At 70.0% G+C, this 13702-nt stretch carries 12 protein-coding genes; 4 read left to right on the top strand and 8 right to left on the bottom strand.

Features of this window, described 5'->3' with window-relative positions:
• Positions 1 to 5: 5 nt before the first annotated feature.
• From A3IG_RS0113205 to A3IG_RS0113220, 4 genes are all read right to left on the bottom strand, one after another.
• Positions 6 to 1217, bottom strand: a complete 1212-nt coding sequence (locus tag A3IG_RS0113205) for an ABC transporter permease (protein ID WP_018384040.1) — start codon at positions 1215 to 1217, stop codon at positions 6 to 8.
• Entirely contained in the window at positions 1214 to 1936 is a 723-nt protein-coding gene (locus A3IG_RS0113210; protein ID WP_026220229.1) for an ABC transporter ATP-binding protein, read from the bottom strand. The genes A3IG_RS0113205 and A3IG_RS0113210 overlap by 4 nt, the downstream gene beginning before the upstream one ends.
• A 74-nt stretch (positions 1937 to 2010) precedes the next feature.
• The gene (locus tag A3IG_RS0113215; protein ID WP_018384042.1) at positions 2011 to 3381 is read right to left on the bottom strand and encodes a peptidoglycan-binding protein; all 1371 of its coding nucleotides are present in this window, start codon (positions 3379 to 3381) and stop codon (positions 2011 to 2013) included.
• Between the two features lie 13 nt (positions 3382 to 3394).
• Positions 3395 to 3976 (bottom strand): hypothetical protein, encoded by a 582-nt coding sequence (locus tag A3IG_RS0113220; RefSeq protein WP_018384043.1) that lies wholly within the window; start codon positions 3974 to 3976, stop codon positions 3395 to 3397.
• A 194-nt stretch (positions 3977 to 4170) separates the two neighbouring features.
• On the opposite strand from A3IG_RS0113220, the gene A3IG_RS0113225 reads away from it, so the two are divergent.
• From A3IG_RS0113225 to A3IG_RS0113240, 4 genes are all read left to right on the top strand, one after another.
• The gene (locus A3IG_RS0113225) at positions 4171 to 4797 is read left to right on the top strand and encodes a nucleotidyltransferase family protein (RefSeq protein WP_018384044.1); all 627 of its coding nucleotides are present in this window, start codon (positions 4171 to 4173) and stop codon (positions 4795 to 4797) included.
• Positions 4798 to 4997: 200 nt separating this feature from the next.
• Positions 4998 to 5552, top strand: coding sequence for an Ig-like domain-containing protein (locus A3IG_RS32570; RefSeq protein WP_018384045.1), 555 nt, complete (start codon positions 4998 to 5000; stop codon positions 5550 to 5552).
• Positions 5553 to 6346: 794 nt separating this feature from the next.
• Positions 6347 to 7102, top strand: coding sequence for an IPT/TIG domain-containing protein (locus tag A3IG_RS0113235; protein ID WP_040911388.1), 756 nt, complete (start codon positions 6347 to 6349; stop codon positions 7100 to 7102).
• Positions 7103 to 7224: 122 nt separating this feature from the next.
• On the top strand, positions 7225 to 8280 hold the full coding sequence (locus A3IG_RS0113240) for an IPT/TIG domain-containing protein (protein ID WP_018384047.1): 1056 nt from the start codon (positions 7225 to 7227) through the stop codon (positions 8278 to 8280).
• A gap of 163 nt (positions 8281 to 8443) precedes the next feature.
• Here the strand turns inward: A3IG_RS0113240 and A3IG_RS0113245 are convergent, their stop codons facing one another.
• The 4 genes from A3IG_RS0113245 to A3IG_RS0113260 all read right to left on the bottom strand — a co-directional run bounded on the left by A3IG_RS0113245 (position 8444) and on the right by A3IG_RS0113260 (position 12568).
• The gene (locus tag A3IG_RS0113245; RefSeq protein WP_018384048.1) at positions 8444 to 8845 is read right to left on the bottom strand and encodes a hypothetical protein; all 402 of its coding nucleotides are present in this window, start codon (positions 8843 to 8845) and stop codon (positions 8444 to 8446) included.
• An 8-nt stretch (positions 8846 to 8853) separates the two neighbouring features.
• On the bottom strand, positions 8854 to 10134 hold the full coding sequence (locus tag A3IG_RS0113250; RefSeq protein ID WP_018384049.1) for a hypothetical protein: 1281 nt from the start codon (positions 10132 to 10134) through the stop codon (positions 8854 to 8856).
• Between the two features lie 1106 nt (positions 10135 to 11240).
• The gene (locus A3IG_RS0113255) at positions 11241 to 11804 is read right to left on the bottom strand and encodes a GNAT family N-acetyltransferase (RefSeq protein ID WP_018384050.1); all 564 of its coding nucleotides are present in this window, start codon (positions 11802 to 11804) and stop codon (positions 11241 to 11243) included.
• The gene (locus A3IG_RS0113260; RefSeq protein ID WP_026220232.1) at positions 11801 to 12568 is read right to left on the bottom strand and encodes a GntR family transcriptional regulator; all 768 of its coding nucleotides are present in this window, start codon (positions 12566 to 12568) and stop codon (positions 11801 to 11803) included. The genes A3IG_RS0113255 and A3IG_RS0113260 overlap by 4 nt, the downstream gene beginning before the upstream one ends.
• Positions 12569 to 13702 lie beyond the last annotated feature (1134 nt).

The raw sequence follows: 13702 nt of genomic DNA on the forward strand, positions 1-13702 counted from the left end.
CCGGTTCAGACCCCCGCGAGGGCCTCGGTGGGCGGGAGCCGTCCGGCCCGCAGCGCCGGGTAGAGGCCGGCGACGGCCCCGATCAGCAGCGTCACGGCGATCCCGGCGACCGCGGCCCACATCGGCACCTCGGTCGGCCAGCCCCGCGTGGCGGCGTACCCGGCGGTGACGACCGTGCCGAGCACCGTGCCGCCGAGCCCGCCGAGCGCGGACAACAGCAGTGACTCGGCGACGAACTGCCCCCGAATCTGCCCCCTGGTGGCGCCCAGGGCCCGGCGCAGGCCGATCTCCGGGCGGCGCTCCAGGACCGAGATGACCATGGTGTTGCCCACGCCGACCCCTCCCACGAGCAGCGCCACCCCGCCGAGACCCAGCAGCAGCCCGGTCAGCGCCGACTCGGTGGCCTCCCGTGCGGCCAGCGCGTCGGAGGGCCGGGAGACCGTCACCTCGCTCGGCGCCCGCGGGTTGGCCGTCGCCGCGAGCACACCGCGTACCGCCGTCACCCGGTCGTCGTCGGCCCGGACGTAGACGGTCGAGGGATGGCCGTCGAAGCGCAGGTAGGTCCGTGCCGTCTCCCAGCCGACCAGCGCCGAACCGTCGATCTCCGGCGCGAGCGGCACCGGGTCCAGCACACCGACCAGGGAGAACCATTTCTTCCCGAGCCACAGGCGGGTGCCCGGGGTGTGGACGTCCAGCCGCCGGGCCGCCTCGGAGCCGAGGACCACGGCCGGGTACTCCTCGGTCGCCTCCGCGAGCCACCTGCCGGTCCGCACGTTCGCGCCGACCGCCGGAAGCAACCGCGTCCCGGCCGCGGCCACCTGGACACTGCTGGTCCGCCCGGCCGGCATGTGCTCGTTGCGGTAGACCGCGGCGTCTTCGATCACCCCGATCGCCGCCACCCGCTGCACCGGGCCCACCCGTTGCACCATGGACACCGACTCCTCGGGCAGGCGGCTCGGCGTGCCGTCGGCGGTCTCGGCCGCCGCGATCCGCAGCATGTTGGTGCCCAAGCTGTCCAGCCGGCGGTCCACTTCCGCCCTGCTGGAGCTGGAGATGCCCACCACCGCGACCATCGCGGCCACCCCGATGGCGATGCCCAGCGCCGAGAGGAACACCCGCAGGGGCCGGGTCCGCAGACCCGTTCCCCCCAGCCGGTACAGGTCGGCGGGACGCAGCCGGGCCGGGCGCAGGCCGGTGGCGGCCCGTCGCCGGCTCACCGCTCCACCCCGGCGCGGGACACGGACGCGCTGTCGGCGGTGATCCGACCGTCGCGCACCTCCACCCTGCGGTCGAACGCCCCGGCCATCTCCCGGTCGTGGGTGATGACCACCACCGTGGTGCCGCCCGCGTGCAGCTCGCGCAGCAACTCGAGCACTGCGGCCCCGGACGCCGAGTCCAGGTTGCCGGTGGGCTCGTCGGCGAGCAGCAGCGCCGGCTCGCCGATCACCGCCCGGGCCACCGCGGCCCGTTGCCTCTCACCACCGGAGAGCTGGTGGGGAAGGTGGTCTACGCGGTGACCGAGACCCACCCGGTCCAGCGCCTCGGCCGCCCTGCGCCGGCGTTCCCGGATGGGCACGCCCGCGTACAGCAGGCCGTCGGCGACCGTGTCCAACACGGGGACGCCCACGGCCAGGTGGAACTGCTGGAAGACGAAACCGATGCGCTGGGCCCGCAACGCAGATATCTCACGGTCCGTCAGTTCGTCGATGTGGTGGCCGTCCACGGTGACCCGACCGCGCGACGGCCGGTCGAGGGTGCCCATCAGGTGGAGCATGGTGGACTTCCCCGACCCGGAGTGACCGACGACGGCGACCAACTCGCCGTACTCGATGACCAGGTCCACCTCACTGACCGCGGTGACCTGCCCGGGGTAGGACTTGGAGACGGCCTCGAACTCCACGACCGGGGCGCTGCCGTCCGGCGTCGGTGTCCGCACCGCCCGGCGCCGCCGAACGTCCGGGGAAGCGGCCCACGGGTCCCATGAGGACCCGTCCAGCGGGTTCGCCTGGGTCACTTGGGAATCCTCACCTTCATGCCCTCGCGCACCCCGGGCCCGCTCACCTCGACCTGGCCGTTGGCGAACAGGCCGGTCCTGACCGGCAGGAAACGGCCCGGGCCTTCGGAGTCCCCCTCGACCAGCTCGAGGCCGTGGCCGCCCTCGGCCAGCGCCACCAGCGCCGACACCGGCACGGTGAGCACGTCCTTGCGCTCGCCGACCACGTAGCGGACCGTGACCGGGCCGCTCTCCAACCTTCCCAGGGACTGCTGGTCGGCGAAGGTGATCAATACGGACACCGTGGCCGTCTGGGCCGCACCGCCCTCCCCTCCACCTTCGGCGCCGCCCGGCCCCTCGGGCGCGGACGCCTCCTTGCCCACCCGGGCCACCTCGCCCTGGACCGTGTGCCCTCCCGGCAACTCCACGGTGACCTCGGTGCCGCGCCGCGCCCAGTCGGTGTCGGCGGCCGGCGCCTCCACGGTCACCATGCGCGAGGTGCTGGTGTAGCTCACCGGTTCCCCGGACGCGTCCGCGCCGACCCGGACCCCGGTGGTCGCGATCCGCACCGGACCCGGCGCGTAGACGACGTCGCCGATGCCCACCTCACCCGTCTCCGGCAGGCCGAGGTCCTCCTGCCAGCGCCTGACCGCGTCGGCGGTGAGCGCGGTGTACTCGTCGTCCACGGTGAAGCCGCTGTAGCCGAGGGCGCTGAGGTTGGTCTCGAACTGCCTGACGTCCATGCCGCTCACCGCCGCCTCCCGCTGGCTCCCGGCGCCCGCGGTGTCGGCCGCCGCCTCGGAACCCGTGCCGTCCGAACCCTCGGCGCCGCTGTCACTGCCCTCGCCGTCTTCGCTGCCCTTGCCGTCGTCGGCCCCGTCGTCCGGCCGGCCGTCGCTGCCGTCAGCGGGGTCCGCCGGCCCGGACAGGGTGAGGTCGCGGTACATGGGCAGGCTCCCGTAGAGCAGCACCACCGGCCGGTCGTTGACCCGCAGCACCGCGTCGCCCCGGCGGAGCGTGGCGTCCGACTCGGGCAGCCAGGTCACCGTGCCCTCCGCCCTGATCTGGAACGGCACCTGTGGCCCGTGGCCGAGCTGGCCGTCGATCTCCGTCTGGTCGGTCAGCGTGCCCCGGCTGACCCGCACCACCTGACTGCTGCGCCCCTGGTCCGCCCCGCCGGTGTCCGCGTCTCCGCCACCCAGCCCCAGGGCGCCGACCGCGCTCACCCCGGCGACCAGCAGGACGCCGGCCCACACCAGGGCACGCCCGCGCCCCGGTCGCCCGACTCCCCGTCCGGCCCGCCGGCCGCGGTCCCGCCGCCCCGGCTCCCCGCCGGGGTCGTTCCCGTCCGGCGCGTGCTTCCCGCCGGTGTCCCGCACGTCGTCCACGTTCCCCGCCCCGTCAGCCCTGAGCCGGGCCCGGGTTCTCCGGGAGTCCGAGAATCGGTGCGCACTTGCGCTGGGCCCGTTTGCCGCCCGCCGACGTGGGGTCCCACGAGACCTCCTCGAAGTGGCCGTCCTCGCCGATGTCGGGGAAGTCGGGCGCGCCGTTCTCCTGCATGCAGGTCGAGTACCGCCGGTTCTTCTCGATCTCCTCCTCGGTGAGCTCGGGCTGCATCTCCTCCTCGAGGCTCTCGGGGATGGGCAGGCTGAACTCCGAACACTTCTCCAGGGCCCTGCGGCTCTTGGGGTCGCGCTTCCACTCGCCGGCGTCGCCCATCTCCACCTGACCGTTGGCGTCGGGGTCGGGCACGTCGAACCCCTCACCGCGCAGGCACTCGACGTACTTGCGCTGCCCCTCGACGTACTTGGCCATCTCCCCGGCGTTGTCCTCCGCCGCACGGGTGGCCGCCTTGCCCCGGTCCGCCGACGCGACCTCGTCCTTCCCCGCACCCCCGTCGCCACCACAGCCGGACACCGCCAACACCACCACCGACGCCACCCCGGCCAGCAACGGGCCACTGAACCACCGGCGCGAACTCATCCCCACGGACTCCTCGTTCACTGGTCACCACCGGCCCCGACACGGCCGGACCGCGCCGAATGTAGGTCCGCACTCATGAAGGACCCATGAAGAAGCCGTCAAGAACCCGTCCTCCCACGCGGGGGCCGGGAGTGGGTGCCGACGAGCCGATCGCCGACCCCGTCCCCCGGCGGTCGCTGTGGTAGGCAGGGCCGGTGAACGGCCGACTCCCCCTCGACCAGCAACTCGACTCCCTGCGTGCCGCGCTGTCCCGGAACGACGTTCTGCTCCAGGTGCTGGCGCGGACTGCGACGTTGGGCCTGCCCGGGTGGTACGTGACGGCGGGGTGCCTGTTCCAGACCGTGTGGAACGTGGTCACGGGCAGGCCGCCGACCCATGGCATCAGGGACTACGACGTCTTCTACTTCGACGCCGACGATCTGTCCTGGGAGGCGGAGGACGCGGTGATCAGGGCGGGCCGCCAGGTGTTCGCCGACCTGCCGGTGGAGGTCGAGATGCGCAACGAGGCGCGCGTTCATCTCTGGTACGAGGACAAGTTCGGCGTTCCGTGTCCGCCGTACGAGTCCACGGAGGCCGCGATCGACAGCTTCGCCGCGACGACCTGTTGTCTGGGGGTGCGTCTGGAGGGCGACGGCCGGTGGCGCGTGTACGCCCCGCACGGACTGTCCGACGTCTTCAATCTCGTCGTCCGTCCCAATCCGGCGCTCGCCCCGCGGTCGGTCTACGACGCCAAGACGGCGCGGTGGCGGGAACAGTGGCCCGAGCTGACCGTGCTGGACTGGCCCTCCTCCCACGGCACCACATCCGCGTCGGGTGGTTGACGTCGGCGGCCGGTGGCCCCGGGGCCCGTTGCCCACTCCCTGCGCTGTTCCCCCATCGGACCCGCCATCCGTGGGACATGCATGGACCAATAGAGGGGAGAAGCTGCTGAGTTTTCTTTAATGTCCGATTTCCTGGCGTAGCGTGACCGCTCAGGGCTGAACCGACACCTGCGCATCGTGGGCGAGCAAGGAGACGAGTCATGGCACGTTGGAAGGAACACGGGGCCGGGAAGTTCGTCGTACTCGGCGCCTTGGCCGCCGTGGTGACCTTCGCTTCGCCGGCCGCGGCGGCGGAGTCGTCGACGACCACGGTCCAGGCGTCGCCGTCCTCGGTGACGGCAGGGCAGGCGGTGGAGTTGAGCGCCAAGGTGAGCTGCCCGACCGATCCCAGCGGCGGCCTCGGCGTGACGTTCTTCGACGGGGGGGACATCCTCAGCACCGTGCCGGTCACGTCCAGTGGCGACGCGGCCTACACGGCGCACCTGTCCACCGTTGGTTCCCACACGATCACGGCCGCGTACAACGGCAACACCGCCTGCAACGCCTCCAGCGCCGAGACCACGGTCGTCGTCTCGGCGGCGCCGACTCCGCCCAGGCATCCGAGCGCGCCCTGCCTCCTGCTGTGCGAGATCTTCAGCGACCTCGTCGAGGAGGGCCGCGAGGCCGCCCGTGAGGAGCTCGGGCACCGCTCCGCCCCGACGAAGGGGTGGCCGGCCAACGACTGGATCCGGATGCCGCAGACGCCGCGCACCTGATCCCCGGGTGGGGTCCCCGGCGCCCTCCACCGGTGGGACCCGGCCCGAAGCCCCCGGGCGACGATCCCCCTTCGAACTCCTGCGGCACGCCGGCTGCGGTCCGGCCGGCGTGCCGCCGACCCGTTTCCCGCGAAAGCCCTGATCCGTCACCGCCGTACCGCCAACCGGTCTGGTTTTGCTTGTCCTTGTGGCCCGCCGAGCCTCGCGCGTCCCGTTCTCGGCGGGCTGACCGATGTCCGGGAACAGGCGCAGAAAAACGAGGGAAAGGCGAACTGTCGGCCGCTGGGCCGGTACGGCAGGTCCACTGGCCCCTCGGTTCCGGATGATTTCGGCGACGCCCTCGTCGTCAGTCCCGCGCGCTGACCCGTATTCCCGCGGAGGCGTGGGCCCTGTGCGCACGCCACCTGTGTCACCGCGCCCACCGGCATGTGACGTCCGGGATGGCGCGTGGCTCCGTACTCCCTGAGGAACCGCCTGGTCAGTGGCACCGCGCTGACGGGTGAGCGTGCCCCGGTGGTCTTGTGTGCGGATTCTCGAAATACATACCGCAGATTGACATTTCCCGTGATTTGTCGATCGGTGAATGTCGTATTCTTTGGATTGTGTTATTTCGCTACGGCGGAGCTCCTTCACGCCCTTTGGTTTGCTCGCCGATTTGGGTCTAATCGAGTAGTGGAAAGTCCCCCGGTCGACAGGTGAACGGCGAACAAAGGACACCGCACACGTTTGGCCGGCCGGATCCTCCATTCCCATTCATTCCGGAAGGGGAATGGTACTGCACGAAGGGAAGATCCATGGCCACTATCACCAGTCCGGTACCTCCCCAGGGTCCCGCGTCGGGCGGCCCGCCCGGAGGAGTGACCATCACGGGAACCAATCTCACCGGTGCCGTCGTGAAGTTCGGCACCAGGTTGGGAACGGTCGTCACCAACACCGGGACCGTCATCACCGTGACCCCGCCGCCCGGAAACGGGGCCGTCCCGGTGACCGTCACCACTCCCGGCGGCTCCGTCAGCGCCGGCCAGTACTTCTACATCGGTCAGCCGTTCAAGGCGGCGCTCAGCGCCGACACCGGTCCGGCCGCCGGAGGCAACACCATCACCATCACCGGCACCGGCCTCGCCACCACCTCGGGGGTCAGCTTCGGGACCACGCCGGGCACCGGCATCGTGGCGACGAACGACGGTTCGGTGGACGTCGTGGTGCCCGCCGGCACCGGCACCGTCCCGGTGACCGTCACCACCAAGGGCGGCACCACCAACGGCCTCTTCTACAACTACGCCCCGACCCTGTCGACGGACAGCATCAGTCCCGCCAGCGGTCCCCAGTCCGGCGGCACACCCGTCAGCATCGGTGCCACCACCGGTGGCCTGAGCACCACGGAGAGCGTGTCGTTCGGGGCCAACCCGGCCGCGTTCGGAGTGGTCAGCGACAACCTGATCGTCGCTTACAGCCCGCCCGGGACAGGAGCGGTCACGGTCAACATCGTGACCGCGGGCGGGCCCGACACCACGCCGCAGACCTTCACCTACACGCCTCCCCCGGCGTAGCTCGCCCAGGGGCGGGCGGCGAACGGTCGCCCGCCCCCGAGGCACCCCGCGGGCCCCGGCCACCGGCCGCACGACCGGGCCGGGGCCCGCACCCACCGGAACGACGACGAAAGGCACACGTCGTGCCCGCACCAACTCCGTCACCACACCTGCCAGCCGCCCAACAGGCCGTCCCGTCGGCGGCGGCGCCGACACTGACGGGGCTGAGCCCGTCCAGCGGACCGGCGTCGGGCGGCACGGTCGTCACCCTCACCGGCACGGGCTTCACCGGAGCGACCGCGGTGCGTTTCGGCGGTAACGCCGCAGGGTTCACCGTCGTCTCGTCAACGAGGATCACCGCCACGGCGCCCCCCGGCAGCGGCACCGTGTCGGTGACCGTGAGGACGCCGGCCGGCACCAGCAACGGCCTGCCCTACACCTACACCGCGCCACCCGTGGTCACCTCGGTCGACCCGTCCCAGGGACCGACCTTCGGGGGGAACACCGTCACCATCACCGGGACCGGCCTGTCCGGGGCGACCGGGGTGCTGTTCGGAGGCGTGCCGGCCCTGGACTTCACGGTCCTGTCCCCGACGCGCGTCAGCGCGGTGGTGCCCCCCGGGCCCCCGGGCGCGGTCCAGGTCCGGGTCGTAACCCATGGAGGGACCAGCGCCCCCGGAGTCTTCTACTTCTACGTCGTGGCCCCGTTCCTCACCGGGCTCACCCCGGATCTGGCACCCACCACCGGCGGGAACACGGTGACCATCACGGGGACGGGACTGGCCCTGACCAGCGCGGTGCGTTTCGGAACCACCCCGGTGGCCTTCACGGTGCTCTCCGACAGCCAGGTCAGCGCGGTCGCCCCCGCTGGCTCCGGCACCGTGGAGGTGACCCTCACCACGCCGGGCGGCACCAGCAACAGCGTCTTCTACGCCTACCTCTCCGCCCCGGCCATCGAGGCCCTGGCCCCGGCCGAGGGTCCCGAAGTGGGCGGGAACACCGTGCTCATCACCGGCTCGCTCCTCGCCTCCACCACCGACGTGTTCGTGGGCCTCGCCCCCGCCGTGTTCACCGTGCTCTCCGACACCCAGGTGGTGGCCGTCATGCCCGCGGGCACCGGCACCGCACCCGTCACCGTCACGACCGCGGGCGGCACCAGCAACAGCCTCCTCTACACCTACGTGCCCCCGCCTGGATGAGCCGTCGGCCCACTCACCGCGGCGGCATGCGTCATGCCCCCAGCGATTCCCGCGCTGGGGGCATGAGAACGCGCCACGACGCGCCCAGAAAGTGCCCCGGTAGCCCTGCCAGCCCAGTGAGGCTGAGCAGTCCGAGCTCTCGAACGCACGTGGAACGTGCAGGTCAGAGGGGAGGCAAGAGCGCTGCGACGGCCGTGTGGGCAGCCTGGGCGGCGGTGACGACACTGGGGATCGCAGCGCATGTGGTGGTCAGGGTCTCCAGCATGAAGCGCAGCGCGCCCGGGTCGCGGTCAGGACTGTCCAGGCGCGGGCTGATCGCATCCACGGCGCGCAGGGCCTGCTCGGCCTCTGGGTGCTGGCCGCGGATGGCCTCAAGTCGTTGGCGTAGGTCAGCGAGGCTGTCTTGAGCACGTTCGATGGCGCCTGGTGCGATGTGACTGGTCTGAGAGACGTTCGACGAGAACGCGGCGGCCTGTACGGGGCCGTTGATTGTGCCACCACCGTTGACAACGCCGAAGTTCGGTCCGGTGGGGGTGGGTTCCGGGCGGTTGCGGCCCAGGTTCACGGTGACTCCTAGCTCATCTGGACGTCGTTGGAGAAGGGGGCTGCCTGTACGGAGCCGTTCATGGTGCCGCCGTTCATGACACCGAAGTTGTAGATGGCGGTGGCTTGTTGCTTGTAGGCGGCGATGTCGACGTTGTGGTCGCGGAGGAAGATCTCGACGGAGTCGAAGACGCGGCGTTGCATCATCTGGATGTAGTAGCGGGCATCGTCGTTCATGTGCATGTCGCTGATCCAGCGCAGGCTGTAGACCTCACGCAGACTGACCGGGCCTGGCTCGCGGCCGAGCTCGGGGACTTGCCTGTGCGTCTGGCGGAAGAACCTGCTCAGTCCTGCCGCGACGTCTCCCACGGCGTGCAGCGCGGCCAGGACGAACCACCTGGGTGCGCGCGGGTCCTCGGCGCTGAGTCCGCCAACGGCAGGGTTGAGTGGTGTCATGATGTGCGGGCGCACGGTGACGCGCAGAAAGCCCCCTTCGTAGGCGAAGTGGACGAGGATGGACGCCACCAGTTGCCCGTTCCACGCGGTGATTCGTGCCCAGATGTAGCGGCGGGCTGTGTCATTGTCTGGAAAGGCGCTCACTCTGTCGTTGACCGCGAGGGACTTCAGGCCGCGCCATGCGGCGTCGTCCACGTTGTCCCAGCGTTCCGCGGAGATGCCGGCTACTCCGGTGACGTCGATGCGAGGCTGGGGGTGGCTCCGGTCATGGGAAGGCGCGGGATTCGACAACCTCTGTACCACGTAGGCGTGCAGGTCGACGTCCTTGAAGTGCTTCATCGGCTTTCGGGCACCGGTCTGCTTTCCGTGTCGGAACAGCGCGGCCAGTACCGCAGCGGTGACTTCCTCACCCCGTGAGCCGCTTTCAGGACTCGTCATCAAAGGCGAGGTCGGCTCATCGTCCTGGCTCTCGGGCGCGGGTTCGATGTCGATACCGATCACCGCCGGCTGCCACGCCTGCAGGCCAGCGCCCAGGAACCTGTCGCGGGGGATGCCGCCCTTACCGAACTCCTTCACGTACGGGAGAGCGTGGCTCGGCGGGTCCGCTGGCGCGGTCGGCAGGTGTTCGCCCAGGAGAGCGTTCAACCTTTGCTGGCTCGTGTACCTGTCCGCCAGGTAGACCGCCCAGCAGACCACCACCCCGACGATGATGGCGGTTCCTGCGGTCAGCCATCCGAGGACGGTCGTCATGAGGGCGCTGATCGCCACAGTGACCAGGGCTGTCGTCCGCAGGCGCGCCTGGCGGATGGCCGCGTCGCACGCTCGGAGAACCGGCCCTTGCTCGAAGGCGTGCACGGGTACTCGGTGCGACGTGGCGGTGATCCGTTCTCGGACCCACATCGCATAGTCAAGTCCCAGTACGACGGACGGCGCCTGTGGTTCGCCCTCAGGGGCTGGGGCACTGGGCTTGGCCCTGGCTTTGAGACGTAGCCGGCGACGGATGGAGTCAACCGCCCGGTCCCTCTGCTTGGTCATTTCTCGCCGGACGCTCACCAGCCGATTCGGGCGTACAAAGGCCGCAGCGCTCAGTTGTCTGGCGATGCGCCCGGTGTATTCATCAGACTGCCCCTCGACCCTTGGGCTGATGGGTACGGCAGGTACTGAGAAGATCGAAGTTTCGTCGGTCCCGTACAGCGTTGCTCCCCTCAGGTGATCGCCATGGTTCGACGGAAGTGTTGATAGTCCCGAGATCGCAGCGGTTCCGCCACACGACGTAGTAAGAGAGGCCGACTTGGACCCCTCTGGGACGGGAGATGTCTGAAATTCGGCAGCCATGCGAGGAGGTGGAACCGGCAACTCAGGGGCACATCGCTGAAGTAGGCCGCGGAGTGCGTGTTCGGATCTGTCCAAGGGCCCCGCTGAGAGCCTGCATATGGGCGTGCGGATGTTCCCGTGCCGACTTTGGCGCTGTGCGCGCGGTCTTCAGCCTCTGTCTGTGTTCGCTGGTCTCGACCTTTCGTGACGGGCAGCCGACGGAGCCGGGGCCCATTTCGTTGTCGGCGGCCGAGGACGGACGCGTCCGGGGCCCGGGTCCACGGCAAGTGGCGGGCGAGGCGGAGGATGCGGCGTCGGCAGGTGGCGGTGGGAGCGTTCGGCCCCCCCGGGCACGACAGAGGCCCATTCGCGATCATGCGAATGGGCCTCTGACCAGAGTCGGGGTGGCGGGATTTGAACCCACGACCTCTTCGTCCCGAACGCGATGAGCCCCCTTCGGGGCCACGTCGTGTGGTCACTGATCTGCCCGCCTGGTTCCCGGAACCGTCCGTTACCGTCCGGGACGGTCCCGGCGCGATCGCATCGTTTGGCCCCCTGTTTGGCCCCCGGGAGTACCGTCCCGATCATGGCGGAGCAGTCACCGTGGCTTCCGCCGATACTCTGCAAGAGGGCATCGGGGCAGGCACTCAGATCACCATCTGTGGCCTTTGGGTGTGATCGTCAAAGCCGTGCGCTACCCGGTGCGCCGGACGTTGAGCGAGCCATCCCGAGACACGTGGACCACCGTTCACCGCGTCGCCTCCCGTGACGGTGCGGACGTGCTGAAAGCCCTGTTTGAGGTAGTACCCCTGAAGCTTCCGGTTGTTCGTCCAGGCGTCCAGGCGCAGCCAGTGGGCCCCCGCGCAGGCGGCGCGGTCGCCCGCCCAGTCGAGCACCCGGCCGCCGAGGTTTCGGCCGCTGTGCGCTCTGCGGACCGCGAGCTTGTGCACGTACAGGGCTGGTTCCTTCAGCTCCTCGTCAGTCCAAGCGCCCGGCTCCAAGTCCTCCTGGTCAAGGGTGACCGTTCCCGCAACCTGGTCACCGTCGCTGACCAGGAAGACGGTTCCCGCTTCGATACTGGCGAGCAGGAGTTCCCTCGGGTACGGCTTGCGCCACTGGTCGACTCCGAGTGCTCCGAGCCACTCGGCTGCCTCCGTCCGGAAGGAGACGAGTAGATCGAGATCAGCGGGTGTGGCGTTCACGATGATCATTCGGCGCCCCCCAGCGCGGCCAGGTCGCCGATCTCGTAGTTCATCCGGTTCAGGTCCCCACGGAGGGTCGTAACGGTGCACCGAACGGGCTCATCCCTGGAGTGACCCGTCCGTGTCCAGAGCAGCACCGGAACACCGGCGCCGATCTCCAGCAACCGCGCTTCTTCAGGTGTCGGCATCCGAGTGGCGATTTCGTCGAAGTAGCCGACCTGCTCGACTCCGGCCCCTGTCAGATACCGCGTGGTGCCTTCCGCGATGTCGCCCGGCTCGGTCAACCGCGGCGCCCGTTCCATCAGCCACCCGGGGTAGTACGTCGCCTGCGTGGACCAGGGGACATCGTCCACGTACCGATGGCAGAAGCGCAGGACGGTCTTGGACCCCGCCTCGACTTTCAGTCGTTCCGCGATGTCTGGCGGGGCGGGCCTCATCTCGACTCGGAGCGTCTGGTGTGGCCGGCGGCCAGCGTTCGTGACGTCCGTCGTGTACGAGTCGCCGTTCTGCGGGAAGGTGAGGTTCTCGAACCGGGAAGCGTTCAGTTCGAACACCTCATGCGAACGGACGTCGTACCCGAGTCCCTGGCTGGAAGTGACGAGACCCTCGCTGACTAGCAGCTTCAGTCCGTTCCTGACCGTGTTCCGGGATGCGCCGAACCGGGCTGAGAGCTCACTCTCGGACGGCAGGCGTGCCCCTGGCGGGTAGACACCGTTGTCGATCTCTCGGCGCAGCGCAGCGGCCAGCTGCTGGTACTTCGGCTGTTCGCTCATACCTCCCATCATGACGCACTCGGTCAACTTGTTGGTACATGCTGGTTGACACGGGGTCCCCGCAAGGGCCAACATCGTGACATCGAGCTTGTACCAACAAGTCGACCAGGTGGCCCAACCTGCTCAACTGGGCCTACCTGCTGATGCCCGGAGGGCCCCGTGAAACGGGTCCGAAGGAAGCGTTCGGCCTTTGAGATCTCCATAGAGGACGCACCGCAGCCTGCACACGGGAAGAGCGGCCGTCAGAGACAGGCAACGGCGACAAGCCGGCCCTGCCGCACGAACTGCGTAGCACCTTCTGCCATGCCGCCCTTGCGGGGCGGACAAGTCATCCGTGCGTGCGGTGAGACAAGGGCGACGATCGCGGGCCCTGAGTGGCTGACCCGTTGAGGGTCGGGCGGTTCGATCCCGCCCCAGGGTGCGTGCCGGACACCCGTCCGGCCGACAACAGAGCGGCCCCGGTGGGCAAACACCGAGGCCGCGAACAGGCATCCCTCTGGAGGACTACCTGTGATTGCCATCTTGGCACTGACCGACGAGGAGCGCGCGGAGCTCTCCCGGAAGAACGCGGAGCAGAACCGGCGCAGCGAGGACGACGTGTGGGCGCGGGGTGGTCAGCGGTGACCACGATGACCGTGCGCCCGACCGGGATGAGTCGGGCTGAGGCCGGGNGGGGCACGAGCACCCGGATCACGGAGAAGCCCACGCCGGCCTGCGTCGGGAAGTGGGACTTGTACGACAAGGTCGAGCACCCGGACAGCACGGTCAGCGCCGCTGAATGGCGCCGGGCGTATGAGCGGGCCTACTGGACCTGTGTCGGGTGTCCGCTGGCCGCGTCGTGCGGCAGGGCGGTTTGGCACATCGCGGACCCGGAGCCGAACGGGGGCTACCCCCTGACGCTGCCGTGGGCGCGGTACCTGACCCCTGAGGATCTGGGGGGATTCCTGGGGGAGCTGGCTGCGGCCTGCTCCGGTGGGGACAAGGCCGCGCTGGATGCGGTCCGCAAGGTGGTGGTGGAGGCGTGGCCGCCGACGCGGAGGCCGGTCCTGCCGTGGGCGTCCCGCCTCGCCCCCCGCCACATGAAGCAGTTCCTCGGCGAGCTGGCTGAGGCCGCGGCCGTCCCGCCGGACGGGG

Source organism: Wenjunlia vitaminophila DSM 41686, assembly GCF_000380165.1.
Taxonomy (GTDB): Bacteria; Actinomycetota; Actinomycetes; order Streptomycetales; family Streptomycetaceae; genus Wenjunlia; species Wenjunlia vitaminophila.